27 protein-coding genes and 1 pseudogene are annotated in these 26,682 nt (G+C 38.3%); 7 read left to right on the plus strand and 21 right to left on the minus strand.

The window, feature by feature from the left end; genetic code table 11:
• Nucleotides 1-9: 9 nt before the first annotated feature.
• The 5 genes from AC25Y1_RS03090 to AC25Y1_RS03110 all read right to left on the minus strand — a co-directional run bounded on the left by AC25Y1_RS03090 (nucleotide 10) and on the right by AC25Y1_RS03110 (nucleotide 3,795).
• Entirely contained in the window at nucleotides 10-972 is a 963-nt protein-coding gene (locus AC25Y1_RS03090; RefSeq protein ID WP_488146482.1) for an alpha/beta fold hydrolase, read from the minus strand.
• Nucleotides 973-1,024: 52 nt separating this feature from the next.
• Complete coding sequence (locus AC25Y1_RS03095; RefSeq protein ID WP_488146483.1) at nucleotides 1,025-1,561, minus strand: N-acetyltransferase family protein; 537 nt, start codon at nucleotides 1,559-1,561, stop codon at nucleotides 1,025-1,027.
• Between the two features lie 58 nt (nucleotides 1,562-1,619).
• Nucleotides 1,620-2,066 (minus strand): GNAT family N-acetyltransferase, encoded by a 447-nt coding sequence (locus AC25Y1_RS03100; RefSeq protein ID WP_488146484.1) that lies wholly within the window; start codon nucleotides 2,064-2,066, stop codon nucleotides 1,620-1,622.
• Between the two features lie 124 nt (nucleotides 2,067-2,190).
• Nucleotides 2,191-3,087, minus strand: a complete 897-nt coding sequence (locus AC25Y1_RS03105; RefSeq protein ID WP_488146485.1) for an aminoglycoside phosphotransferase family protein — start codon at nucleotides 3,085-3,087, stop codon at nucleotides 2,191-2,193.
• Nucleotides 3,088-3,315: 228 nt separating this feature from the next.
• Nucleotides 3,316-3,795: a metal-dependent hydrolase gene (locus AC25Y1_RS03110; RefSeq protein ID WP_488146486.1), complete on the minus strand. Its 480-nt coding sequence runs from the start codon at nucleotides 3,793-3,795 to the stop codon at nucleotides 3,316-3,318.
• 143 nt (nucleotides 3,796-3,938) lie between these two features.
• Between AC25Y1_RS03110 and AC25Y1_RS03115 the strand changes: the two genes are divergently transcribed.
• Both AC25Y1_RS03115 and AC25Y1_RS03120 read left to right on the plus strand, forming a co-directional pair.
• A complete protein-coding gene (locus AC25Y1_RS03115) occupies nucleotides 3,939-4,238 on the plus strand; it encodes a DUF3219 family protein (protein WP_488146487.1) in 300 nt (99 codons plus the stop codon).
• 90 nt (nucleotides 4,239-4,328) lie between these two features.
• Nucleotides 4,329-5,045, plus strand: a complete 717-nt coding sequence (locus AC25Y1_RS03120; protein WP_488146488.1) for a 3-ketoacyl-ACP reductase — start codon at nucleotides 4,329-4,331, stop codon at nucleotides 5,043-5,045.
• A gap of 70 nt (nucleotides 5,046-5,115) precedes the next feature.
• On the opposite strand, the gene AC25Y1_RS03125 is transcribed toward AC25Y1_RS03120, so the two are convergent.
• The 3 genes from AC25Y1_RS03125 to AC25Y1_RS03135 form a co-directional block, all read right to left on the minus strand.
• Nucleotides 5,116-5,283, minus strand: a complete 168-nt coding sequence (locus AC25Y1_RS03125) for a hypothetical protein (RefSeq protein WP_488146804.1) — start codon at nucleotides 5,281-5,283, stop codon at nucleotides 5,116-5,118.
• Nucleotides 5,241-5,552 (minus strand): hypothetical protein, encoded by a 312-nt coding sequence (locus tag AC25Y1_RS03130; RefSeq protein ID WP_488146489.1) that lies wholly within the window; start codon nucleotides 5,550-5,552, stop codon nucleotides 5,241-5,243. The genes AC25Y1_RS03125 and AC25Y1_RS03130 overlap by 43 nt, the downstream gene beginning before the upstream one ends.
• Nucleotides 5,553-5,795: 243 nt before the next feature.
• Nucleotides 5,796-6,320 carry a DUF420 domain-containing protein gene (locus AC25Y1_RS03135; protein ID WP_488146490.1) on the minus strand — a complete coding sequence of 175 codons (525 nt, stop codon included), beginning with the start codon at nucleotides 6,318-6,320 and terminating at the stop codon, nucleotides 5,796-5,798.
• Between the two features lie 204 nt (nucleotides 6,321-6,524).
• On the opposite strand from AC25Y1_RS03135, the gene AC25Y1_RS03140 reads away from it, so the two are divergent.
• Together AC25Y1_RS03140 and AC25Y1_RS03145 are read left to right on the plus strand one after the other, a co-directional pair.
• On the plus strand, nucleotides 6,525-6,857 hold the full coding sequence (locus AC25Y1_RS03140; protein WP_488146491.1) for a DUF5658 family protein: 333 nt from the start codon (nucleotides 6,525-6,527) through the stop codon (nucleotides 6,855-6,857).
• A gap of 64 nt (nucleotides 6,858-6,921) precedes the next feature.
• Nucleotides 6,922-7,887 (plus strand): polysaccharide deacetylase family protein, encoded by a 966-nt coding sequence (locus tag AC25Y1_RS03145; protein WP_488146492.1) that lies wholly within the window; start codon nucleotides 6,922-6,924, stop codon nucleotides 7,885-7,887.
• A 56-nt stretch (nucleotides 7,888-7,943) separates the two neighbouring features.
• On the opposite strand, the gene AC25Y1_RS03150 is transcribed toward AC25Y1_RS03145, so the two are convergent.
• From AC25Y1_RS03150 to fdhF, 9 genes and pseudogenes are all read right to left on the minus strand, one after another.
• The gene (locus AC25Y1_RS03150; protein WP_488146493.1) at nucleotides 7,944-12,338 is read right to left on the minus strand and encodes an Ig-like domain-containing protein; all 4,395 of its coding nucleotides are present in this window, start codon (nucleotides 12,336-12,338) and stop codon (nucleotides 7,944-7,946) included.
• Between the two features lie 250 nt (nucleotides 12,339-12,588).
• The gene (locus AC25Y1_RS03155) at nucleotides 12,589-13,656 is read right to left on the minus strand and encodes a DUF4179 domain-containing protein (protein ID WP_488146494.1); all 1,068 of its coding nucleotides are present in this window, start codon (nucleotides 13,654-13,656) and stop codon (nucleotides 12,589-12,591) included.
• The gene (locus AC25Y1_RS03160) at nucleotides 13,619-14,179 is read right to left on the minus strand and encodes a sigma-70 family RNA polymerase sigma factor (protein ID WP_488146495.1); all 561 of its coding nucleotides are present in this window, start codon (nucleotides 14,177-14,179) and stop codon (nucleotides 13,619-13,621) included. Before AC25Y1_RS03160 ends, AC25Y1_RS03155 begins: the two co-directional genes overlap by 38 nt.
• A 171-nt stretch (nucleotides 14,180-14,350) precedes the next feature.
• Nucleotides 14,351-14,485 (minus strand): annotated as a pseudogene (locus tag AC25Y1_RS03165) (alpha-L-glutamate ligase); the annotation flags it as partial.
• A gap of 72 nt (nucleotides 14,486-14,557) precedes the next feature.
• Nucleotides 14,558-15,454 carry a DUF899 family protein gene (locus AC25Y1_RS03170; RefSeq protein ID WP_488146496.1) on the minus strand — a complete coding sequence of 299 codons (897 nt, stop codon included), beginning with the start codon at nucleotides 15,452-15,454 and terminating at the stop codon, nucleotides 14,558-14,560.
• A gap of 74 nt (nucleotides 15,455-15,528) precedes the next feature.
• Nucleotides 15,529-16,245 (minus strand): alpha/beta fold hydrolase, encoded by a 717-nt coding sequence (locus AC25Y1_RS03175; protein ID WP_488146497.1) that lies wholly within the window; start codon nucleotides 16,243-16,245, stop codon nucleotides 15,529-15,531.
• A gap of 78 nt (nucleotides 16,246-16,323) precedes the next feature.
• Nucleotides 16,324-17,760: a DEAD/DEAH box helicase gene (locus AC25Y1_RS03180; protein ID WP_488146498.1), complete on the minus strand. Its 1,437-nt coding sequence runs from the start codon at nucleotides 17,758-17,760 to the stop codon at nucleotides 16,324-16,326.
• Between the two features lie 98 nt (nucleotides 17,761-17,858).
• Nucleotides 17,859-18,341 (minus strand): helical membrane plugin domain-containing protein, encoded by a 483-nt coding sequence (locus AC25Y1_RS03185; RefSeq protein ID WP_488146499.1) that lies wholly within the window; start codon nucleotides 18,339-18,341, stop codon nucleotides 17,859-17,861.
• Nucleotides 18,342-18,347: 6 nt separating this feature from the next.
• The gene (fdhF, locus tag AC25Y1_RS03190; protein WP_488146500.1) at nucleotides 18,348-21,281 is read right to left on the minus strand and encodes a formate dehydrogenase subunit alpha; all 2,934 of its coding nucleotides are present in this window, start codon (nucleotides 21,279-21,281) and stop codon (nucleotides 18,348-18,350) included.
• A gap of 133 nt (nucleotides 21,282-21,414) precedes the next feature.
• Here fdhF and fdhD point away from each other — a divergent pair, with 133 nt between their 5' ends.
• On the plus strand, nucleotides 21,415-22,203 hold the full coding sequence (gene fdhD, locus AC25Y1_RS03195; RefSeq protein ID WP_488146501.1) for a formate dehydrogenase accessory sulfurtransferase FdhD: 789 nt from the start codon (nucleotides 21,415-21,417) through the stop codon (nucleotides 22,201-22,203).
• A gap of 428 nt (nucleotides 22,204-22,631) precedes the next feature.
• Here fdhD and AC25Y1_RS03200 read toward each other — a convergent pair whose 3' ends face one another.
• From AC25Y1_RS03200 to AC25Y1_RS03215, 4 genes are all read right to left on the minus strand, one after another.
• A complete protein-coding gene (locus AC25Y1_RS03200; RefSeq protein WP_488146502.1) occupies nucleotides 22,632-23,300 on the minus strand; it encodes a DNA alkylation repair protein in 669 nt (222 codons plus the stop codon).
• A 221-nt stretch (nucleotides 23,301-23,521) separates the two neighbouring features.
• Nucleotides 23,522-23,860 carry a YolD-like family protein gene (locus AC25Y1_RS03205; RefSeq protein ID WP_488146503.1) on the minus strand — a complete coding sequence of 113 codons (339 nt, stop codon included), beginning with the start codon at nucleotides 23,858-23,860 and terminating at the stop codon, nucleotides 23,522-23,524.
• Complete coding sequence (locus AC25Y1_RS03210) at nucleotides 23,860-24,081, minus strand: transcriptional regulator (RefSeq protein WP_488146504.1); 222 nt, start codon at nucleotides 24,079-24,081, stop codon at nucleotides 23,860-23,862. The genes AC25Y1_RS03205 and AC25Y1_RS03210 overlap by 1 nt, the downstream gene beginning before the upstream one ends.
• A gap of 381 nt (nucleotides 24,082-24,462) precedes the next feature.
• Nucleotides 24,463-24,603 (minus strand): hypothetical protein, encoded by a 141-nt coding sequence (locus AC25Y1_RS03215; protein WP_488146505.1) that lies wholly within the window; start codon nucleotides 24,601-24,603, stop codon nucleotides 24,463-24,465.
• A gap of 237 nt (nucleotides 24,604-24,840) precedes the next feature.
• On the opposite strand from AC25Y1_RS03215, the gene AC25Y1_RS03220 reads away from it, so the two are divergent.
• Nucleotides 24,841-25,272: a hypothetical protein gene (locus tag AC25Y1_RS03220; protein ID WP_488146506.1), complete on the plus strand. Its 432-nt coding sequence runs from the start codon at nucleotides 24,841-24,843 to the stop codon at nucleotides 25,270-25,272.
• Nucleotides 25,269-26,624 (plus strand): tripartite tricarboxylate transporter permease, encoded by a 1,356-nt coding sequence (locus AC25Y1_RS03225; protein ID WP_488146507.1) that lies wholly within the window; start codon nucleotides 25,269-25,271, stop codon nucleotides 26,622-26,624. The genes AC25Y1_RS03220 and AC25Y1_RS03225 overlap by 4 nt, the downstream gene beginning before the upstream one ends.
• Nucleotides 26,625-26,682: the final 58 nt, after the last annotated feature.

Here is a 26,682-nt window from a genome sequence, read left to right on the forward strand (position 1 = left end):
CGAGCCCCTTTAGTCTAACTTTGAATTTATAAAGTCATCAATTTCCGTTGCTATTTTCCCAGGTTCCCACGCGTGAACATAATGGCCGACATCCAAGAACAAAAACTGGCCATGTTCAATTTGGACAACGTAGTCATAAAGTATCTCCCGCCAATTCGAAATACCGATTTCATTTCCGTCTGAGATGAAAAAATGCATCGGGACTTCAATCGGAACACCCGATTCCCTGACCTTTTCCGCGTTCGCTTGGACTTGTTTCGTTTCAGCAATCATATTTGAAGTAAGCGTACTTCTATATAGCAGCGATTGATACGTTGCCATATCCTCATCCGATAAATGACCCGATCGAATCGCAGCCGAACTCTCAACAATCGACGGTACCATTCGAATCATTCCAGTCCGTGCAAAAATAGCAGCGGCCGTCATTGATGGCAATGAAGGAATCGGCATCACATCGTAGGCTTCCGGCACAGCAGGATCGAGTCCTATTAATTTCGCAACTTCATCCGGGTACTTTTGTGCCCATCTGATTGCCTCGAGTGCGGACATCGAATGCGCTGCCAATATATAGGGAGGGGGGACATCTGCAAGATGAAGTGCGCTTCGACTTTCCTCGAGAATGGCGTCAATATCTCTTGATACTTCAGCAGTTTCACTCCAACCGTATCCAGCTTTTTCTATAACTGCAATGGTATATTTCGAAGTGAGTGCTGACCAAAGAGGCTTGAAATCGAGAACAGGCGCACTCGTTCCAGAACCCGACAGGAATACAATTGTTTGTTCACCATCACCTTCCGAATAAACATGCATGGCGTGACCATTCACATCCACCATCTTTCCAGGTGGTGGAGTCAAAGTGATTTCTTTTTTCATTGCGATTGAATGGTAGATCCATGAACCGCCAATAATGAATGCGATTAGTAGAAATATAGACAGCGCGGAAAGCCTAACTATTCTTATAAGTTTTCGCATTTCTTCAATCCAATCTCACGAATTTGTTCCGCTTGTAAAAATGATTACACTTTCAGAAATAATCGGATAGATCATCCCATCCAAATGCGATTTCACCCAACTTTTGGCCATCAATCTCTATTTCAACAGTGTCGATTTTCTTTCCTCCTAGCGCTTCATAAAAACGGCAAGCGGGGTTTTCTTCGAGTGCCCAGATGAGCATCGAGTGCAGCTTCATGCCTTTCAAATCGTCCACCACTAACTGGATAAGCTTTCGCCCCAGTCCTTTTCCTTGCTGTCCTTCAAGCAAATAGATGGCATATACCTCACCTTTATATCCTTCATAATTTCCTGTTCGCTCTTTTCCACCTGTCGCAAATCCGACAATTTGGCCATTTTCATCTTCCGCTATGTATACATGATTTTCTTCAATTCCGCTTTTCCAAATCTGCTCACGACTCTCATAAGTAAGACGACTCAAATATGTATCAGGTACAATTCCCTTATACGTTGTCCGCCAACTATCCACATGGACTTTCGCGATCCCCGCTACATCCTTTAATTCAGCTATTCGGATTACCATTTTCTCCATTCCTTTCCTAAGATTCAATTTGGGGCGTTATGTTCCTATCAAACGCCCCGTTGTCTATTTTGAAATCTCTTAACTTTTACAGCGATATCACATGTGTCGTCTCTGATGCGGAATCATCCAATTCAAAACCGTTTGCTCTATAAAAAGCATCTGCCTTTGACGATTCAGTTCGGACCGTCATTTCATGAAAAGTTTCCCGTGAGTGATTAACGATTTCTTTTACCAGTAAAGAACCGACACCACGTCGCCTTGCCTCAGCTGCTACATAAAACCTTTGCAACCGTGCAACGTTTTTATCGTCAGAAAATGGTGATTGATTCACCCCTCCAATCGCAACAATTTCTCCAGATTCATTCTGTATAAAAAACAAAGCTTCACCAGGCTTATCAAACTTATTACTACCATCCTTATAATCATTCACTAAACGCGTTAAAAAACGATACCCCTCTGTCTCGCTTTCTTTAACCAGTTCCGATATATCTATAGCGTTTATGTCCTTGACCTGTTCCACTTTAAATTCCATCTCTTACTTCACCCCTTATTTTTAGTTTTCAATATATGGTTTAATTCAATACCTCTCTCGCAAAACCCTTCATTCACGGTAAAATAAAAAAGATTCACACACCTTAAATACGTAGCGAATCCATTTATGTAATTGCTGGTATGCACTTAATTATTCTATCTAATCTATTTCTTCTTTCTATAATCAATTTTGCAGTGTTACAAGTATGGTGGTCTATCCCATTAGTAATCAATAATGCAATTATTCCTCTTGTAAACCAAAGAGTAAGATTCTCTCTTAGAATTGACCAATTAAATTGCTCAAAATTTGCTATATAACCCTTCCTAAAATTATTTAAGGAAGCAATTAATTTTTCATCTTCCAAATTCCAGTCTAATGTTGATGAAATTACTGCACTAATATCAAAATGATTATTCCCTTTTCTCACTTCACCAAAATCAATTATGTATATGTTATTTTCATTACGTAAAAGATTCCATTTGCCTAAATCGCCATGAATATAGCAATTTTTTTCATGATTGCAATTGAAACTTTGATCTACCATCCTAATTAAGTCTTTTTTAAAGGCTACTTTTGTAAAGTCATTATTTTGTTGCAATCGCTCCCACAATTCATCTAAAGAAAAACGATCTTTTTGTTCGTATAGACTATTAATCTTTTGTGTTTCAGAGTGGAAAATAGATATAACTCTACCTAAATCATAATAATTAAACTCGTTCTTCCCCCCGTTATTTGGCATATATGTTTGCAAATTATAAATATCGTCATTAATTTCCATAAATGGCTGATTACGTTTACTCAATAGGATATCGGAAGTAATATTTTGTATGCTTAAAACTTTTGATACTTTGTATTCTGTTACCGCTTGTTTCGTATCCCTTACTCTCCTTAAAATATATTTTGTATCAGATGTAACAACTAGTTTAGCATCAGAACTAATGCCTTCTTCAATTCCTTTTGCAATTTTAACGGGCTTAATTGGGTAATAATTCACAAGTGTTTTAATGGTATTCAGGTTCAATTTTATACCTCCTAATTTTCAAATAAACTATCAGTAATAGTGAAAAACAAGATTTTATAAATCACTATAATCTGCATTATTCTAATACCATTATCTCAAATTAGTGTATTGTTAATCTGTTTTCATTCCCAAGTTTAATTCAACGTATCACTCGGAAAAACCTTTATTCTCTTACACAAATAAATATGATTCGCATGCGTTAAACACGCAGCGAATCATTTTGGAACGTTATAAGTAAAAATTAAATGCTTGATAACCATAGTAAAACGACAGGAGTGCTAAAATACTAAACACTAAACTTTCGATCTTACTCCCAGTTTTTGTTGTGAATGGAAAACGAACGGTCATGCTTATCGGAAAAAATAACTTAATTCCGTTTTTCGTTGCCATATCTAATACATAGTGGCTTACCATCCCCGCCAGAATCCCTGCTTTTACTGCATCGCTTGGAATAAATGAGTTTAGTAACCATGCGATAATTACTAGAAATAGTAGGCTATGCGTAAATGTACGATGCCCAAATAGTGCATTGATGATCTTCGATAAAATCGGTAATGTCTTTCCAATCTTGCTACCTCCATGGCAAATGTCTGGAAGTAACGCGCCAATAATTCCCGCCCCAACCATAATGAGCGGATCATGATTCGTGAATTGTGCGTAAGCAAGACTTGCTGCAATTCCGCCTATGATGTGTGTTTTTCCTGTCATGCTTTTTCTCCTTTTCTAATATAAATCTGTTCTTAATTAGTATAAACGAAATGGATATAAATAGTATTCCATGAGCGTATGTAGAGGCGGCCCAATGTGTTTGTAGTAAAATGATTCTTAATTCAATGTGAGGTGAAAGTTATATGGTCAAGGAAGTATTATTGAATAATGTATCAATTTCTATAACTAATTTTCACGAAAAAGAGGTTAACGATAAAGCCACTGGCAAGAAGCTACGAAAAATCGGGTTTAACTTTAAGGTTACAAGCGATGAGTATCATGAAATCACTACACTGCTCTATCAGATGAATTTCCAAGTTAAGATTCCCGAAAAAGAACTTGAGTTTCCAGCAACGATTCATAACTACTCAACTTCAATCACTAATTTATACAAAGAAAATCAAGTGGGCGACTTCAAACTAGAGCTTATCGAACGGTTATAGTTATTATTGTGAAGGCGCTTATTTAGTCTACGTATATCGAGTTTGGTATACTGTTACTGGTAGATTATTTACGACGAAGGAGAAATGAGCATGCAAAACTTAAAAGGTAAAACAGCTTTAATTACAGGTGCGGGTAGAGGTATCGGACGAGCAACTGCGATTGCATTTGCTAAAGAAGGCATCAACCTAGGACTCGTTGGCAGAACATCCGCAAACTTGGAGAAGGTAGTTAAAGAACTCGAAGAATACGATGTACAAGTGACAATGGCTTCCGCTGACGTTTCGGATAACGAGTCTGTAATCGCTGCGGTTGATCACATAAAGTCAGAACTTGGTTCAATTGATATTTTGATTAATAATGCGGGAATTGGAAAGTTCGCTAAATTCCTTGAACAATCCCCTGAAGATTTCAAAAGTATGATTGATGTAAACTTGATGGGCACCTATTATGTAACCAGAGCTGTGCTTCCAGGCATGATTGAACAAAGCTCAGGTGATATTATTAACATTTCATCGACTGCCGGGGAAAGAGGCGGCGCAGTTACGAGCGCATACAGTGCTTCAAAATTTGGTCTACTTGGACTCTCGGAATCCCTTATGCAAGAAGTTCGAAAGCATAACATTCGCGTTACTGCACTGACACCAAGTACGGTTGCCACTGACTTGGCAATTGCTGAAAATCTTACTGATGGTAATCCAGAAAACGTCATGCAACCGGAAGATCTTGCTGAATTGATGGTTGCACAGTTAAAACTGCACCCACGCGTTTTCCTTAAATCTGCTGGTTTATGGTCGACGAACCCATAAAATACAATTCCGAATGCATGAAACGCAAAAATTTAGCCCCTAAATCAGAACTTTGATTTAGGGGCTTCTATTATTCTTTATCCATTTCATTTTTCAACTCCTCAATTTCCTGCTTCGATAATTTTGTGATTTTCTCAATGGACTCCTCCAACAATCCCTCCTGCAAAAGACCACGAGCAATGTTGTTTCGCTCACTTATAATGCCTTCTTTGATTCCTTCTTGTTTTGCCTCATTAATTTCAGCTTAAAAGAATAGCGCTTATCGGCATCGGCTTTGGTTTCATGCATATAAATAGCCGCAAGAACAATCTTACTAAATACTTTATCCGAACGCTCCAATTCCTCTTTATCATAATCAGATATCTTATAACTATTATACGCATAATGGAGTTTCGTGCCAAAATATGAGTAATGAAAGCCCTGTGAAACTTCACTTTCGTGTGGTGAAGTCATCACGGCAATCGCTACAATCCTCTTTCCGTATCGGTCGTAAATTCTGTTTTTCATCCTGCACAAATACGCCCATAATATTCATTCGCCCCCTATAACTTCTTTTCACCATCATACTTACCGCCGATTATTAACTCAATTGTTGGAAATAAATATACAGTTCGAAAATGAATTTTCCAGCATCATTTTGGTGTCAAATTCGTATTTTGGGGAGTTTATTCGATTAAATTAAATATTTGTTGTAAGACAAAAAAATCACAGCCAGACAATGATGTCCAACCATGATTTTTCATTTGCGTATTAATAATAAGGTGAAATCATAATATAAACAAGCACTCCGGTAAAGCTCACATACAGCCAAATTGGCATTGTCCAACGTGCTATTTTCTTGTGGCGTTCGTTTTCCATATTCCAGGCACGAGCCACACTTGTAAGCGCTAAAGGAACAATTGCCGCCGCTAGGATTATATGTGTGATTAATATGAAGTAATAAAATCCTGCGATAAATCCTTCTCCGCCAAAAGGAGTTGATGGTGACAAGTAATGGAACATCACATAAGAAATCAAGAAAAGAAACGTTGTAACAAATGCTGCATAGATAAAACGGCGATGCACGGTTACATTTTTCTTTAATATCGCAATCAGTGCACAAACTAAAAATATGAATGTGAAGGTATTAAATATCGCATTCATTAGCGGCAGAATTGTAACATCAAACGCATCAAAATCTTCTGCCCCAGGCATGCCCGATAATACGGCAATAGCCCCAATTAATATGATTGAGAGTGTAATAATTAACGGTCTATAATTACGCTTTTTTTTCATAACATTTTCGACTCCTCTTTCACTAATCCTATTTAGAAAGTTTATCACAATTGGGCGAGTACTGCCGTTTTACATAGAAAGTTCGGAAACCTGTCAATTCTTTTACCAATACGCGAGGAGAACATTGGCATAAATAATCCTTTATGTGCACAACATAAGTATACGAAGTAACTGGTAATAAGATAATAAGAAAGGAGTATTGCTTTGGATGTTAGCCCACAAGCGCCAACTCGACTAAACTTTCAATATGTTGTTCTATCGCTCATATTATTAGCTATCCTAGATTCCTTGTTCACTGATATCGGCATTCGAAAAAATCTTATTCATGAAGCAAATCCAATGATGAAAAGGCTTTATGAAACAAGCGTCCTTGGTTTTTACACACTTAAAATTAGTCTCCCCATATTACTTTTATCCCTCTTCTCCAAAATACAAACGAAAAAATATCTAAAAGTTTTACTTAGTTTTACACTACTCCTTTATATATTTGTGGTTTGTCTTCATATTTTCTGGATTTCATTGGCAATAATTAGTTAACTTACAATGCGTATTGAATAGTGGTTTTGGGGAATAAATACGGAAATAACAACCGGAGGATATTATGAAAAAAACAATCCTACTTTCCGTATTATATATTGGTTTTGTCGTACTTTCCCTAGAATTCATTACAAAGCCTACCCCTGTGAAGGAACTGCAACGACCTACTATGGTAACGACTCATAATGAGATTCCAAATTTGCTTGATGAAATTCTATCTTATGCCAAGCAGAATAATGCTGAACCAATCGATGCAAAACTTGACCGGATTTGGAAGGCAATTCCTGGCTATAACGGACTAACGATTGATGTAGAAGAAAGCCATCTTGCAATGTGGGAGAGCAACGACTTTGATGAAAAAAAACTTATCTATAAAGAAGTTGCACCAAAAATCCATTTAACTGATCTGCCTCCTTCCCCAATTTACAGAGGCAATCCTGAAAAACCAATGGTAACATTACTTATCAACGTCGCCTGGGGAAACGAATTTATTCCTAAAATACTGAAGACACTAGATGAACATGAAGTAAAAGCAACATTCTTTTTTGACGGTAGCTGGGTAAAAAAGAACCCTGAGCTGGCAAAGGAGATTTATGATAAAAATCACGAAATTGGAAATCATGCCTATAGCCATCCTGACCTAAAACATAAATCTCCAAAAGAAACGGAGATTGAATTAACAAAGACCAATGATGTCATAGAAGAAACCCTAGGCATTAAACCAAAATGGTTTGCACCTCCAAGTGGTAGTTTTAAACAAGAAACAATCACCGTAGCACGCAATCTCGATATGCTAACCATTCTATGGACGGTTGACACCGTTGACTGGAGAAATCCTTCTACCTCAGAGATGGTGACGCGCGTTGTTTCTAAAGTTGGCAATGGCTCGATGATTTTGATGCACCCAACACGCCCAACTGCGGAAGGCCTGGATAAAATGATTCGTGGTATTAAAGAAAAAGGGTATCAGTTAGGAACCGTATCCGAAATCATGAGCGAAAAGAGAATTGATAAAAATTTCACCAAATAAAAACCCCAAGTAATTGTCTGAACAATTACTTGGGGATTGTTTAATTAGATATTGCTTTATGCTGTTCGTTTTCTTGAAACAACGAAGTACGCTCCTCCACCAAGGAGTATGAGCAACAATCCAGTAAAAAAGATTGTGTAGTAGGATGTTGCTGTTTTTGGTAGCTTGCCTGAGCCATCTTTTTGTGTACTTACAACTACCTTTGAGTCGTCTTTGTCTTTGTCTTTGTCTTTGTCTTTGTCTTTGTCTTTCGCTTTATCTTTATCCTTATCTTTGGCTTTATCTTTATCCTTATCTTTATCACCCGGCTTCGTTGGATCAATTAAATCATCAAAGTCCACTACATTTACTTGGTACATTATAGTATGACCTGCAGCATTTGCAATGCCTTCTTTCAGTACCAATTCCCCAGTAAAGATATAAGCACCAACAGCGTCTTTATCATATACTGGCTTACTTGTAGCATTCCAATTCACTTCAAGTTCTACAACAGTACCATCGTCTAATGTCACTTCAACGGTTGATGGGAAAGTGGCAATGACGTCATCTAATTCTTCCTCCCCAACACCAATTGCAGTACCAATCACAGGAACATTCACAATTTCCTTATCTTTATCGGGGTCAACCGGATCTGAATCCGCTCCATATACATATTCAACATATATTGGTTCTTTTGTAAAGATTCCAGATGCATCGCCATTTACTTTAATGAATGTGTACCCATCAATCTTTTCTGCTTCTGTTTTATATTCTTCACCTTCTGTACCTAATAAAGTTTGGCTAGGCGCTAATTCAATTCCGTTCTCATCTACATGTTGAACAATCACAGAAGCTTCAGGAGCTGGTTTATCGTCATCTATTAATATAATATTAAATTTTGCCTTAAAGCCTTTACTGTTTGCAATACCCTCCGGGAGTAGGAAATCCCCATTAAAGATATACGTTCCCGCATGATTCATATCATAAGGAGTCTCACTGTCAGCATCCCAAATTACCTCAAGCTCTACTTTCGTATCGTCTTCTAATGTGACTTGAACTTTAGTTGGCAGAGGTAAATTTGCTCGATCGGTCGTTCCTACTTTGAGTGTCGTTCCACTCCATTTATACCCTGTGATTTCTTTATCAGGTTCAACTACTTCTGGCTTCACCGTCACTTGAATTTCAGCTTCTAATTCATTGGGATTTATTGTATTAGCAGGTAAGTCGAGTACACCCTTAAAGAAGTAAACAAATGGGTTATGACCATCATAGTCTAAGTTGTCTTTCCAAGTAACACTCACAGTTATTGTACTGCCATCACTCAGTGTGATTTCTACTTCTTCTGGTAATTCGATGTCGGCTTGGTCTGTGCCAAAATCGACTTGTAGTGCGTCAAACTTTTCAACTGATGTTACTATGAGTTGCTGAAAACCGACTTGATTTTCGTAAGCACCCATATCTACAGCAGCGCCAACGATACGATCATTTCCAGCTAAATCTTTTGAAACTCCTGCTATAAAACGATTATCTCCCTTGTCAATTGCAGGGGAATGGCTTTTTAGTTGATAGTCCCCGTTCGTCGAGTCGACAAATTTTGGATCTTCATCTAGATTATTCCCTTCATCCGTTCCAAAATCGTCATTCCAATTTGGACCACTACCACCAGATCCTTCAATCAAGCTATGTTTAATTTCTGGGGTACTATTACTATTATCCATGCTATTATCATTACCCCAAATAATACTATTTTGGATGATTGGCCTACTTTCGGTATTAGACATTCCCCCTCCACTATCCACAGCCTCATTATCACCAATCGTCACATTCGTTAAAGTGGGGTTACTTTTATCATTTGATATCCCACCACCATTTTCCCCGGCGGTATTCCCACTAATCACCACATTTATAAGTGTGGGATTACTACTCATGGCTTCAGCAATCTCGTTTCTCATTCCACCTCCATTTCTTTCGGCCTCATTACTACTAATTATCACATTTAGTAATTCGGGGTTACTATTAGCACCATTAAACATCCCACCGCCGTCTCGGGCTTTGTTATTCTTTAATGTCACATTTGTAAGTGTGGGACTACTCCTATAATTTCGCATCCCACCACCAGTAAATCCAGCTTCATTCGATTCAATCAATACTTCTTCTATCTTTGGATTACTATTATGGTTAAACATTCCTGCGCCATTACTAGATTTATTATTAGCAATTCGAACAATCTTTAATATTGGATTACTATTTGCTCCGTTATAGATTCCGCCACCTGATTCATTAAAAGTAATCTCAACATTCGTTAACGTAGGGCTACTTCTCTCAGTATTATAAATGCCACCCCCGGCAAGACGTGATTGATTATTCCTAATGTTAACACTCACTAATGTGGGACTACTATTGTAATTATAAATCCCTCCACCATACTTATGAGGGGAGTTACCATCAACATCTTGATTCGCATTTCCACCAGTAACCGTTACCCCATCTAGTATGGCAGTATCATTTAAATTTGTTCCAGCTTGGTGATAGAAAACATGATAAGCATCATTATCATCAATTTGTCCATTCGTATTCAAATCTCCACTTAAAATGGTTTCATTTGTTGTAAAATCCCGGCTTGCTACGGTTTCGCTATCATCGTCACCTTTGAAACCACCGTAAATCGCCACACCATTTTTCAATTGAAATGTTTTTGTTCTTGGATCTGTTGGACTATCATTGCCTGATGTATCATTCCTTGGATAATACATCCCCTTGGCAATCCAAATTTCCTCTACATCTGTTGCCGCATCCAAACCTTGCTGTAGGGTTCCGAACGCATCTGCCCAACTCGTTCCACTACCAATAGAACCTTCTTTGACGTAAATGACACCATTCTGAACTGGTGGTTGACCACCGATTCCTTCCCACTTCAAACGTGGGTATTCCCCTGCCGGCATATCCCACACATTGTCAAAGTCCCAATCCGTAAATGTTGTTTTCTGTTTCATTTCCTCTGTAGTTTTTGGCGTGCCTTTGCCTGTATCATTTTTTCCCGTTGTCTCTTTGTCATAGAAGCTTCGGACAAAATTTGTTACATGAGCATCACCTGCCAAACCACCAGTAGTTGACACCCCTTCTACTTTACCTACCGCATAACTGTATTTAATCGTCGACCCACGATCAAGTCCGACCAAACCACCAATCCAATTAATTCCTTTCACTGCACCACTTGCATACGTATTTGTGAGATTAGATGAACTATAGTTATCCCCCACTAGCCCGCCAACGTAATTCTCTAATCCCGTGACATCTCCTGTCGCAAAACTCCTAGTAATGTTGCCCACTGACATACCGGCCAAACCACCGACAGTTTTTGTACCTTCTACTTCCCCAGTAGCATGGCTGTCCAAAATCGACTCCCAAGCGCTTCCGACCAAACCACCAATATTTCGAGTTCCTGATATATTCCCCGTGGCAGAACTTTTGACAATTCCTCCTGAGGAATAGCCAACCAAACCACCGACTGAGTCAACTCCATGAACTATAGCCGTAGCTTTACTTTCCGATATGGTAGAGACGGGAGTGGTGCTGGCTATGCGACCTATCAATCCACCAATGTTTTCCGTCCCCTTTACTTTACCAGATACAGAGCTATTCTTTATTTCACTGTTAGATAGATACCCCACCAAGCCACCAACTGAATCTTTACCCGTAACATCAACATTTTCCAATGTTAAATTGTACAGCTTCGCACCACCGATATTGCCAAACAATCCAACATACTCTTGCGATGGTCGATTGATTGTTAGGCCAGAGATTATAAATCCTGCTCCATCGAAAGAACCATTAAAACTCGGATTATCAAAACTACCCCCAATCGGCCTCCAGTTCGAATGGCCAGATAAATCGATATTCGCACTGAGTTTAAAGTGTTTAGTGCGATGATTTCGCACCTCATCCAATTGATCCGCTGTTTTTATTAAATAAGGACTTGCTTCTGTTCCATCCCCACCCGCAAAATCATCTCCATCGGTAAGCGGTTCAAGACCGAATGGTGTAATCGTTTGCTGTTCCTCATCCGTTTCTTCTTCTGATTCTTCTGTTGCTTCTTCATCTCCTTTGTCTGTTTCTTCGGTTGTTACTTCCTGCTCTACCGCTACATCGATTGCATCCTGCCCATCTGTCGCTTCTAGATCAGTTTCTTTGGCGTCTGCCACTTCTTCCGAAGCATCTTCCCCATCACCTTCATCTTCATTTTCTTCCTCACCTATTGTTTCTTCCTCATCCGCCTCTTCATCTGTTACCTCTTCCGAAACTAAACTATTTAAGTCCTCCGTCTCTGTAACCTCCGCTGGTTCTTCTGCATAAGCTTTCCCGGGTGATTCACTTAACGCGGTACCAAACGGGCTAAGGATTAACGCCATGCAAAATAAAATGAGTAAATTCTTGTGAAAAAGTCTACGTGATTTCTTACTTTTGTTTTCCATTACCAATTCTCCCTTCAACACATTTTCTGTAGAGGAATAGCAAGTTGCGATGCTATTAGATTTCCCTTCCAAAGTTAGTGTATTGTCTGAAGGTTAAGACTCGGTTAAGCGTTTGAAAAGTTTTAAATTTAAATGGTTATGTCCTCAGAACAGTTTCTGACTGATTATCGAGAATCTGATTCACCAGACCCTTTTAATTACAAAATAAAACCCTAGTAGCCATTTCATGAACAGCTTCTAGGGTTTTTCATTATTTCGGTAACTCTACTTGAATGCTTTCAAAATTAAATTCGACACCTTCGTACATTGAATAATCTACCAACCTCATAGTCCCATCCCAATGACTTTCGTAAGCAGTTCCTGGGGGTGGAAGAACAATCATCGGGGTAATTGTTAATGATTTTGCTTTTATATCTACTGGGTCGAATAAAAAATTCCCATATTTTAAATGTGACCCCGTACCACTGCCGGAATGATAGTCCAACTCATTTCCAAGAGAATCTACAATATGAAATCTCAAATACCCCGCATCATAATTGTCTGAGTAAGTATTATACGTTAATAATATTCCTGATGTACCTATTTTAAGATCTGATACAGTTAATTCAATACCATCAACTACTTGTGAATGATTGATTATAACTAGTTCCACATCTGATTGTTCTTTTACTGGTACAGAAAATGTCCAATGTTCTCCGCTCTCCCCTTCAAAAGATATTCCCAGAACAAACTCCTTAGGCAATTCTGTTTTAACTAAACCAATACTAGGATAACTAGAAACACTGTAAATAACTGTTCTATGGTTTGGAGAAATCCTATCCTCATTAAATCCTCCTGAAAATTTATGTCCGATTTTTTCGCCATCTATCGTTAAATTTGGCATAAAATTCAAATAGTCACCCTCAAAAGGCTTATCTGACTTAACGGAATAGCTTAATGTAAAACGTGTACCATCGTAAAAGACTTCATCGATTGTAATTGTAGTCCCTCCGATTGTTGTTGACTCGCCGATCACCTGCGTCAAGCCTAAATTACTAACTTTCTCCAATCCCTTATCTCCAAATTCACTGAATATCGAACCGATAATCGGTAATTGAGAAACGAAATTAGCCATTACCGGCGATACATTTACTGAGCCTATTAACAAACTCATTAAAATAATAGCTGCACCCACATAATAGATAATCTTGTTTCGAGTTTTCCTTTTCTTTTTCAACGGTCTTTCCTGAACTGTATTTTCTATAATCGCATCCAATTTATCAATCGGCACATAAATATCGTCAATTTCCTTTTTGAAAGATGGAATCTTTTCTGTCATCCGAATAAACCCCTTTCAATTTTTTCTTTAAAGCACCAAGTCCCCTGCGGATATGTGTCTTTACCGTACCTTCGGGAGAATTAAGAAACTCGGAAATTTGCCCGATTGTGTAATCTTCATAAAAACGTAATAAGAGGACCGTTTTATATTTCTCGTCAATCTTGTCCAGTGCATTGAGCAAATCAAGTTGCTCTTCACTTTTGAATTGCCACGCTGTTCCCATGCTTTCAAGAACTTCATTACTCAAAGAAACAACTTTCTTCTTTTTCCTTAATAGATCAAGAGCGGTGTTAATTAATATTCGCGTTAACCATGTGGAAAAATATTCATTATTTTTTAGCGTAGCGATTGACTTAAAAGATTTATAGACGGTCTCTTGAAATACTTCGAGGGCATCATGCTCATTCCGCATATATACAAATGCCATCTTGTACAACTTCTCTTTTTCTTCGTGGATAAGTGCTTGAAATGCATCTGTGTCGCCTGCTTTTGCACGAATCACGAGCTCCAACTTTGTCGTCAATTAAGCATTCTCCTTTCCAACCTCACCTATTAGATAAACGATGGTAGCAAAACGATTCAATTATTTCATAGTACACTTCATTTAATTAGTTCTAGTTTTTCTTCTAATGATTACTACGCCAATCAATAAAAGACATCCATCCTTTTAAGCGATGGATGTCCCTATTCATTTCTAAAGTCTAGTTAATTCATTTTTTAACACTTTCGCCAATTCAAGCATGCCAAATTTCCCTGCAATTTTTTCAGCGTCGGCGTTATAGTTTGTATTTGTATTTACATCATAAGTGAAATTTTCTCCTTCATCATTTTACGGTATTCCCACATGAAGGACATGGTCTTAAATTAAAAAAATTACAGCTTTCTCTTTTTCAGGTTTTAATTACGATTCAAATAAATGAAATCTCATTCCAAATGGATCAGTAATCATTAGACTCTTTTCAGAGTATTCCTTAATAATTGTGCATTCATTTTCTACAAGAATACGTTTTGCAGAATCTATATTACTCACAGCAAATTCGAAGAACACTGTATTAATTTCGTCATTTTCGATAAAAAAATTCGTACCGCTCATTGAAAGCATTGTTTCATTCTCAAAGGCTTTTTCAAACTTCATCCCAAAAATCGTTTGATAAAATTGAACTGCATCTTCATAATTAGTAACGCCAATCGCAACATTATTTGTCAACTGGAAGTCTGATTCAGTGTGTATTTTTTTCTTCACTTTTACTTCTTCTGCACCAGAGGGGAGAAGATCGAATAATGACCAAGTAACACAAAAATCATCCCCGGGTCCGAACGGAGCTTGCGCATGAAGGTAAATTAGACCTTGATCATCTTTGCGGAATGTCGAAACGCCAGGGAGAATACTTTTTCCCTTTTGGAAACCTAGATCCTCAGTGAATGAACTATCTTTTACTGAAATCATGGGAAATCGCCATTTTCGCTCCGCTGCAAAATTCTCTTGGACATCTGGTGCATCTAGAGAAGCGACGACAAAACTTGCTTTGTCAATCAAGTGATGATAAACCCCATTAAAACCATCTGCCCACATTGTACAATATGAGCAACCTTTCCCCATATTATGAACGACAAACAATTCATTGTTATCACCAAATAGATTCAATAAAGAGACTTTCTCATTGTTGGTTAACTCAAACTCATAATTTCTAATAGGTTGTTCTGGGACAGACAGCCTTAGGTTTGAAAGTTGCTTTTTCTTCTCATAGATTTCTCTCTCCAATTGCTCGATTTGTTTTAAAAGATTGCTTCTTTCCATAAGTTCTTGCCCCTTCCTACATCACTTCTCTTTAACTAATAAGAATTTAATAGCATCCAACAAACAAAGGTGGATTATTTTTGCTTCACAATAAATTGCTCCAAAATCATTGAATATATTTCCGGTTGTTCACTGTGAACCAAATGGGATGCAAATGGAATAACTGCTAAATGAATGTCCTTTATCATCTCAGGATATTTTTGTAATCCTATTACTTCATGCTTTTTATCCTCCCCAACAATATATAAAACTGGGCATTGGACGTTTGATATATCCCCTGTCTCATTGAACGGATACCAGTCAACTTCTTGTGTCTTTCTAAGAAAGCTTCTCCAATCGGATTCGTGGATACTATTGAAGTAGTTTACCGCTTCTTCATTTTTCAAGACTGACATTAGCATTTTTAGGTCCTCTGCTTGTAGATTAGTCCAATTTTCGGGCTTTTCAGGAATGATACCAGACAGTGCCAAACTAGCTACTCGTTCAGGATACCGTTTAGAAAATACCAAACCGATTAATGCACCCAATGACGCACCTACAATATGTGCATGATTGATTGCCAGATGGTCTAGCGTTTCTAGTAGATCTTCTGCTGTGTCCTCAATGTAAGTTAAGATATCAATTCCATCCACTTTGGACAATCCGTGACCTCTCAAATCAGGCAGTATAACTTGATAATTTCCCTTAAAATAATTCCGTTGATAAACAAAATCTAGCATACCGGTTTTTAATCCGGTATGAAGAAATAGGATGGGCTTCCCTTCTCCTACCATCGTTGTATGTAATATCATTGCAATCACCCCTTTTGGTTGAATTTTTCATATAAGAAAATGGTCAGACACTCCAAATTTAAGAGGGCCTGACACAACTTATTTCTTCGCTTTATGAACTTTCAATTTTTTCCCTTTAACTGTTTTCGTCTTCATTTCACTTAAAACGAACTTTCCTTTACCATTTAATATATCTATATAAGTCACGGTGTCTTGGATTTTAATGATACCGATATCTTCAGCGGAAATGCCTGGAATACTTGTAATTGTACCGACAAAGTCGAAGGCACGTAATTTCTTCTTTTTCCCGCCGTTAAAATATAACTTCATAATATCTTCATTCACTAATTCACTTTTGTCTCTTTTAAATTCAGGCAGACTTTCTAACTTTCTAGTGAAATCCTCCATCGATTCACTAACAGACTGTCTTGAAGGTGCATTTCTTCGCGGAATTTCGAATCCGATATAGTCCTCGATTTCAGTTAGAAACCTATTTTCGTTTGGCGTAACAAAGGTTATTGCTTTCCCTTTTTTTCCTGCACGCCCAGTTCTACCGACTCTATGCACATAACTTTCATTTTCAAGCGGGAGATCATAGTTAATGACATGCGTAATGCTTTCGATATCAATTCCCCTTGCAGCCACATCTGTTGCAACTAAATAACGGAATTCCCCCCGTTTAAATTCATCCATGACTGCAAATCGATCTTCTTGCATCATTCCACCGTGGAGCTTATCGCATGTGTAGTGTAATTTTTCGAGTTGTAACGTCAATTCATCGACACGGTCTTTCGTTCTGCAAAATAAAATACAGCTATCCGGATTTTCAACGATTGTTACATCACGCAATAAAGCAAACTTTTTCTGTTCCTCAATAATAAAGAGTGAGTGATCGATATTATCCTTCAATGTTACTGTCGACTTTATTTCGATATGTTTTGGATCTCTTAAATAGTTTCGGCTTAGTTTCTCAACATTTTCTGGAAGTGTCGCAGAAAAAAACATTGTCACTCTTTCTTTAGGCACTCTATTAATAATCGATTCGACTTGTTCAATGAAACCCATATTCAACATTTCGTCCGCTTCATCAAGAACTAACCATTTTACTTGATCAAGTACAAGCGTACCTTTCTCTATATGATCAAATACACGGCCCGGTGTCCCCACTACCACATGGCATTTTTGTTTAAGTTCTTCTTTTTGATAATTAAATGGATGTTTTCCGTACACAGCAGCTGCTCGAATCCGTTTGAAACGGCCAATATTTGTAATATCTTCTTTTACCTGATCCGCAAGCTCACGCGTAGGTGTCAAAATCAGGGCTTGAGGTTTGTTTTCTTCCCATTCCACCATTTCACAAATCGGAATTCCAAATGCTGCTGTTTTCCCGCTCCCTGTCTGTGATTTGACGACTAAATCTCTTTTTTCTAACGCGGTAGGTACGACTATTTCTTGTACTTCTGTAGGAGTTGAGTAACCGAGTTTATCCAACGCTTGAATAATTTCAGTGCTTAACTGGAAATCTTTAAATGTCATTCTATTTCTAACCAACCTTTCATTCTTCTTACATTATCTCACATACAGAAGATGGAGAAAAGGTATTTATGAACTTGAGAGCAAATGTATTTCTTCTATTATTCCCCATCTAATCCTTTTCCCATCCCTTTTAAGAAATGCAATCCGAACTTAACTGCACGGTTGACATCGGGATCTTTTAATGACTTTACCAAATCAAATACACCAATCGTTTCGTTATTTCCGTTATATAATTCAGCTTCATTAAGACCACTTTTCACACTTTTCGCAAGTTTTCCTGTCACATCAGGGCTAATAGCTGTTAGCATACCTGATGCGTTTAGGACATGGTTAATCAGATTAGTAACCGGCTCACGGGATACTTGACCAACTGCAATTTCTGCAATTTCATCTTTTGCTTTAACCATTGCCTTCACTGCATCTAGTACACCGGCGTCATCCAAACCTCCCGTTATTTCCAGAATTTTATTAATCGCCTGTTCTTGTTTTGTGAGTAATAATTGCAGTTCCAAAAGTTTCTCCTGCTGTATTTCTTCGGCCGTTAACTCTTTCATTTTTATAGAAGTAATTGGTGCTGCCATAGAACATCACTCCTCATTATTTGTCGTTAAGTGGAGATATCCTGGTTTCGCCCATTTTCTCTCGACTTCAATCCCTGGCCTTGGATTGCGTTTTTTATTTCGATGGTTGGATTTTGGTAGGGGTGATTCCCCGTCTCTTTGAATGACTTCCATTCTGACCATTGTCTGTTTAAATGCCGGTGTATTTGTTCTTTCGTCAACAGCGGGACCTGTCAGAAAGTTGATCGCTGATTCTTTTTCAACCGAATTCATCGGTAAAAAGAGTTCGTTTTCTTTGACTCGATCTGTTACAAGCGCAGGCAGTCGAAGTGCGCCGTAGGGAGAAACTAGGCGAACAATTGAACCGCTCTGCACACCACGCTCTTTCGCTAATTTTGGTGAGACTTCTACGAAAATCTCTGGCACCTTCGATTGGATACCATCTGACTTATTTGTTAAATTCCCTTCATGAAAATGCTCCAGAAGACGTCCATTATTAATATGAAGATCATATTCTACAGGAAACTCAACTGGCTTTACCCAATCTGATAATGCAAAACGAGCTTTTTTATCCGGGAAATTGAACCCATCCTCATATAGCAACGGCGTACTTGAACCGTCCAAACTTCCCCATAAAAAACTATCCCAGTCTTCCATTACACTATAATCTGCTTGACTAAAAATCGGTGATAAACTTGCCATTTCTGCAAAGATTTCACTTGGGTGACTGTAGTTCCAATTGGCCCCGAGTCGATTGGCGACTTCTTGGACAATCCACCAGTCTGCTTTTCCTTCCCCCAGTTCAGGTAGCGCTTTGTATAATCGTTGCACACGTCTTTCTGTATTCGTAAATGTTCCGTCCTTCTCAAGCGACGGAACTGCTGGCAAAATGACATCAGCATATTGCGCTGTTCTCGAAAAGAAAATATCTTGAACGACTAAAAAATCCAATTTGGATAACATATCATGGACATAATTCGCGTTGGAATCAACAAGCGCCATATCTTCTCCGACAATATACATTGCTTTCATACTATCGTTCTCAACCGCATGAAGCATTTGGATATTATCGAGCCCCGGTTTATTGTCGATTTTGACGCCATAAGCCTTCTCAAATTTCCGCCGCGCTTTGTCATCCGTCACATGCTGATATCCAGGTAACCATCCAGGAAGCGAGCCCATATCACAAGCACCTTGGACATTATTATGCCCCCTAAGTGGATAAGCGCCAGCACCTGGGCGTCGGTAATTTCCTGTCGCTAACAGCAAGTTTGAAATTGCCGCAGATGTATCCGAACCGCCTGTATTTTGCGTCACACCCATTCCCCATAAAATGCAGGTACCATCCGCTTTGTGAATCAATTCAGCCATTTCGATCAGCTGTTTTTTCGATACGCCAGTGATTTTTTCAGCATAATCAAGCGTATATTTCTCTAACACATTTTTAAATTCTTCAAATGAATGAACATTTTCTTTTATAAATGGTTCATCATGCCAGCCTTGGTCTATCATATATTTCGTCACTGCCATCAACCATACTTGGTCAGTACCTTGTTTAGGACTTATAAAGAGGTCAGAACGCTCCGCCATCTCGTGTTTCCGCAAATCAGCAACAACCAACTTTTGGCCATGTAATTTATTTGCACGTTTTACACGTGTTGCGAGAACAGGATGGCCTTCAGCCGGATTAGCACCAACAATCATCACAAGGCCCGCCTCTGAGATATCTTTAATCGTCCCAGCGTCTCCACCCATTCCTACAGTACGGAATAATCCGTCTGTCGCAGGAGATTGACAGTAACGCGAACAGTTATCAACATTATTCGTTTCAAATACTTGGCGAGCTAATTTTTGAACGACATAGTTTTCCTCATTCGTAATTTTCGAGGAAGAAATGATTCCGACACCGTCTTTTCCAAATTCCTTTTTAATGTTACCAAGTCTTAAAGCAACGAGATCAAGGGCTTCTTCCCACGTAGCTTCAACAAAAGAATCACCACGACGAATTAGCGGGCTTGTTAGCCGTTCTTCGCTATTTACGAAATCCCAACCGAACTTCCCCTTAATACAAGTAGAAATTGCATTGACAGGCGCTTCTGAAACAGGTTGGATTTTCAAAATCTTACGGTCTTTTGTCCATACTTCGAATGTGCAACCAACTCCACAAAATGTGCAAACGGTTTTCGTCTTCTTCGTTCTGGTTTCACGCATCGCTGCCTCAGCTTCAGAAACCGCCATAATTCCACTATATCCGGGTTCTACGTCTTTAACTAAGTCAATTAACGGCGTCATCACTTCTTCTTTCAGTCCGGTCATAAATCCAGCTTCACCGAGCATAGATTTCTCCATTAAGGCATTACAAGGGCAGACCGTCACACAATGTCCGCAACCTACACAGGATGAGTCGTTGATTTTCGCACCGTTGTCCCATAAAACAATTGGACGGTCTCTCTCCCAATCCATCGTTAATGTTTCGTTTACTTGTAAGTTTTGACAAGCTTCAACACATTGACCGCATGCTATGCATTGATTCGGATCATAGCGATAAAATGGATGTGTAAAGTCGACGCTTTCCTGCGTGCACTTAGGTTCATAAGGATATTTTTGATGTTCAATCTCCATCATGTCTACTGTATTGTGGATTTTACAGTTGCCATTATTGTTGTCGCATACCGTACAATAGAGTAAATGGTTTTCAAGAATTCGGTCCATCGCTTCTGTCTGTGTTGCTTTCGCTTTTGAAGATGACAATGTGATACTCATACCAGAACTTGCTTTCGTTGAACAAGCCCGCAGGAGATTTCCATCTACCTCCACAATGCAGGTGTCACAAGTTTCAATTGGATCTACTTCTGGTAAATAGCAAATTTGCGGATGTTCAATTTTGAATGCATTAATTACTTGAAGTATTGTCATCCCATTTTGAAAGCCATAATTTTCACCATCAATCTTAATCAACATTGAATGTGCCTCCCTTTGACTAAAACGAAATATGCTTTACTATAATTGTAGATGATACTTTCGCAATAAACAATGTATTCTATCAAATAGATGAATAGACTCAATTCAGAATGACTACTGGGGGATGGATTTTATGAAGCAAATTCAAAATCGAAGAATTTTGCGTTATTCGCAAGGCAAGTTTCAATCTATCGAGGATAATGTTGCTATTGAACATCCTGTTACGATTAAAATTAATGGTAAAGAATTTATGACAATCGTTTGCACACCTGAATATATCGAGGACATGGTGATTGGTTTTTTAGCCTCCGAAAGGGTGATTGGGGAATATAAAGAAATCAAAGAGCTCACAGTGGAAGAAGAAACCGGCTATGTTCATATTAAAACAGATAAACTCTATCCTTTTTATGAAAAACTGCAGAGTAAACGATATATTACTTCTTGCTGTGGCATGAGTCGACAAGGATTTGTGTTTGCAAATGATGCACTCACTGCTAAAAAAATGACAGAAATCCGTGTTACGTTAACAGCCGATGAGTGCTTTAGCCTAATGTCAGAAATGGAAAAATCGGCAAATCTATTTCAAGATACAGGAGGGGTTCATAACGCCGCTTTATGCGATCAGCAAGGCATTGTTTTATCTAGGATGGATATTGGTCGCCACAACGCTTTAGATAAAATTTATGGATACTGTTTAAGAAATAACATTTCAGTTCATGATAAAGTAATTGTTTTTAGTGGCCGAATTTCATCTGAAATCTTATTGAAAGTAGCCAAAATCGGATGTGAAATCGTATTGTCTAAATCGGCTCCTACTGAACTCGCATTACAACTCGCACATGATTTAGGGATTACAACAGTTGGTTTCATCCGCGGGGAATCTTTTAATTTATATACCCATCCTGAAAGAATCATACAGTAGATAGACCAGCTCAATTGAAATGTCTCAAATTTATCGTATACGAATAGTAAGACAAGAAAATCATCATTTTCCCCTTAACGGGCTCGGTTGGTGTGGTGAAAAGTGCAATCAACAACGTAAATACCAGGTTAATCAGCATATATTTCAACAGTGAAATAGCTATATTAAAAACAAGTAAAAACGCTCAAAATGAGCGTTTTTACGACGAAATATTTTACTAGCCTTATTGAACTAAAGTTAAATGTGTTGTCCATGTAAAAAGACGCTTTCTTATTTAAAGAAAAGCGCCATACAGATTTAAAAGAGATAGTGGGTTAATCCTTTAAAGCTTCCTTGCATATTTCACTAACTAGTTTTTTTATTTTTCGGTACTGAGGCTTTGAATGAATTCCTTTATTTTTTTGCATTAAACCCTAATAAGCAGGTAACTACTTATTTTGTCGTTTGTTAACTTCAATCGTAATGAACTCCGGCAAATAGCTGGGCGTACATCCTTTTGATACGATTTCATCTTTGTAAAGACCCGTTTTCTCACCAAGTTTAATACAACGTGCGCGATTCTTTTCATCATAAACGCCTATCCAGCCTGCAGTGAAATTCATAGCCCATTGAACTTCCGGTTCTTCCTGCGTAATATTAGCTTCCATTGCAGACAGCAAGTCTTCGGTGTTATCAGGCGGTGTTTGTCCAGTCCATCTCAATCGCCCCTGATAATACCAGAAAACTCGTCTTTGAAGAGCAGAAGGACTATTTTTCCATGACTCCATCAATGCAATTTTCTTCTTGTCTTTGGTGAGCTGATTAGCCATTAACCAATCCATTAAGTTATTTCGCTCATCAAAACTGTGAGTCAGCATATCCTTATCGAGCTTATTTAGCTCATCTTGTGAAAGAAGATTTTTGTCCATAATTAAGATGGCTAATAGTCTGGGTAAAAACTCTTCGGTTGACCATAGTTCCATAGCTAGTTCGTGATCTTTTTTAATGTCCTTCGCGATTTTTCGTAAGTCGCCTAGCTTAGTTTTACTATTGATTTGAGGGAGAATGTTTTCTGCTTTTGAAGAGCGTTTTATTTCTGTACCAATATTTTTATTCATTTTATACAACTCCTTTTTTAAAATATCTCATTGTAGTGGTCTGTATCCTAAGCTTACCTTTTTAATATTGTAGCATATTTCTCCGCTTCTAATAGAAGAGCAACAAAAACAGGGACACCAATTCATATGCTAATTGCGTCCCTAAGCACTGTCTTTTTTATTGTTTTCTCCCCGTCATCCGAATCCGTTATTTTTTACTCGATGCTTTTTCTTATGTTCACTCATCCCAAAACTTGAACTCTTATAACATCTGCCACTAAAATACAGGTCGTTTCAGACGAATTCACAAGGATAATTTGCATTAACTGAAGATCAATTTTACTAATGACCCCTTCATAAGAAATAATTTTCCCATCTTTCCAAGTTTGTATATTTACTGTACATCCACTTTTCAGGCTTCGTTCAATTTCTTCTTGGAGTAAGCGTAGCTCCCAATCGTTAAATTCTGGTTTTTCAACGTAGTCATCCTCAGCCATCCACTCTCTTAACGCTGCGACATGCTCAGGTAGCATCATTGCCGTCCACTTTTTCGTTCCGCGGTCGCGAATATTTTTTCTCATTAAATCACCAAGCTCTCCGTTTGAATCACAGGAACTACTGCAAGCACATTGTCGACTTTGAAAGTTCTGGTTGACTTTCGCAAATAGCAATACGCTCGAAAAGCCCCCTCCTCGATTTGAATAATTTTGACTCTTCGCTTGCTAATTACTCCGTTATTTGCAATATAAATCATATCCAGTAACTCACCATACTTCATCGAATTAATCAGTCCACTTCGCACGTATGTTCCCTCCTTTGCTTCATTATATGGAATGTATGTTCGTAATACAACTAAAATCTTACGAAAACATGAAAAAAGACATTTGGTTTAAATACCAAAGGCCTTTATTTAATAACTCTATTTGAAATGTTGTAGGCTTGACTTCACCCAATTCTGTGTGAACAGTGCATTTCCTACTCGCTGTTCACCATCAATGACTTTATTGAATGATAATGATTTCATCCCTTCTGTGTCCTGTGTTATTTCATCTTCAAACCCTTTCTCAATTAAAGCAGCTTGATAAGTGTCGAAATAATCTTCAATTTCGCCTTCAAATGAAAATTCACCATGCCAAACGTCGATATTTCCACTGCCTATCGTTTCAAAAGTAACCTCAATCTCTTACCACCCCTCTAATATTGGCAACGGATACTCATCATCTGTGGAGGTTTCCGCTATCTCCAATTCTTCTCCTTTTTCTCCTTCAGAAGTTGGTTCACTTATAATTTGACTATCTGCTCCGCATCCTACGAGCATTATCATAAAAAAAACGATCAAAAAAACGCTAATCTTAGACTTCACTTTTCCACCTCATTATTTTTTATGTCCCTGCGTTTCTTAACAAGAGGATAAGCTTCCAAAGTTAAGTAAAGGTTAAGTAAGTGAAATTAATTGTAAAAAACGAAATACCTTTCATACAAAGTCAGATAATAGTATAATGAGCATTGCTCGGGAAAGTTACATAGATAAAATTAAATATAAAAAAGAGGTGAGGTCAAAATGTCCCGTCAACAACAAGATGGCAAGAAACCGAAGAAGTTTTTGGAGATACTTGGAGACACCATCGTTCCTAACCAATTATTACTGGCAATTATTTTAAGCGTTACCATCAGCTTAGGCGGCTATAATATTGGCCTTCGTATATTTCCGGCATTCGCCAGTGAAAACATGGTTGCTTCATATTCTCTTCTTCTTGGGATTATAGGCACAGTCTTTTCGCTAGCACTATGCTCAATAATATTTAAGCCTAAACGCATCTTACTGGAAGAAGAAAATTCATCTGAAAGCATGCGCGATGTTTTTAAAGATTTAAAATTGGATCCACTTGAAGAGCTGAGATTGATTGAGGAAGATCCAATTACAAAAAAAGAATTAGAAGAACTCGGTATGTTAAAACATTTCCAAACACTAGGCGGTGACGATAAAAAATGAGCATACTTATGACGGCAATTATATACGCAATTATAGGAGCAATTGTTTTTTCATTAATCGGTTTAATATCCGGTACAGATGAAACCGCGGTTATGGTTCCTTTAACACTATTAGTCATATTACTAGGTGCTCCGCCAGAAGCGGTTTTTTCTTTCTTCATGGCAGCCGTATTAGCTAAACACTTAACACACGCTGTTCCGACTGCTTTGATGGGAATTCCAGGTGATACGACAGCAGTTCCACTCATTGACCATGCAAACACTTTAAGAAGAATGGGTATGCCCCATGTGGCACTTCGAAAAATGATTTCTGGTGGAATTATCGGTGCTTTTATCGCACTACCTACATCTGTATTACTAGGACAATTTCTAGGACAGTTTGCTGATTTCTTTAAATCATCTTCTGGAATCATCTTTACCTTAGCGGCGGTATTAATCGCTTTCTTTTCCCAAGGGCGATGGGTCAGTATCTTAATGATCATCCCATTTGCATTCTTTATTCAAAGCTTAGATATGATTAGTTTTAGTATTTTAGACAAACATTTAACGATCAGTTTCTTTTTAGGTATAGCAATCGGCCCTATGTTTTCCGATATACTAATTGCGACTTCATCAAGTGCAAAACGAGCGATTGAAAAAAGTGAGCCTAAAAAATATCAATTAGCTCCAGATACGAAGGTGTGGCAAGGATTTTTTCCAAACCCTTTAAAAATCCTATCGGGTGAACAAAAACTTTTCACAGCAATCACGACTTTCATCTCATCACTTACGTTTGTTTTTAGTCCCGTAGGAATGACTTCACTAATGGGTGAAATCGTAGGCTCCCGTTCAAAAGGTGCCTATAAAAAATCAACGAATAGCTTAGCAGTTATGAACGGTGTTACGGAATCTACATATATTGCGGAAACAATCATTCCACTAATTGCTTTTGGAATCCCACTCAGTCCTGTAGCACTGGGTCCAGCTTCTCCTTTGTTTAACGCGCCACCTGTCTATACAGTAGAGCCAATGAATAATTTACATACCCTCTTAACGTCTTGGGACTTCTTCCTTTACGGTGCAATTGGCTTAATCGTAGCTTCACTCATTGCCTATCCATTTACTATGAATTACGCACGGAAAGCTTCTGTACTAGTTATGAAATACATCAGCCAAGAAGCAATCGTCGCAATGTTCATAGGGTTAGCATGTCTCTTGGCTTTCCACGAAGGACAAGTCGTTGGGATTGTCTTAACATTTACTGTAGCTGCAGTCGGTGGCCTGTTAAACCGTATTTTAGGTATCGGTGCAGGCGTACAATTTATGGTGTTTTATGCGTCAGCCTGGATCATGTTAACGATGTTCGGGGGCTAATTACAAGGCATTCCATTTCAACAGCCCCGCTAATACTGGTAGACTATAGATTACTCGT

The organism is Sporosarcina sp. Y1009 (assembly GCF_057669865.1).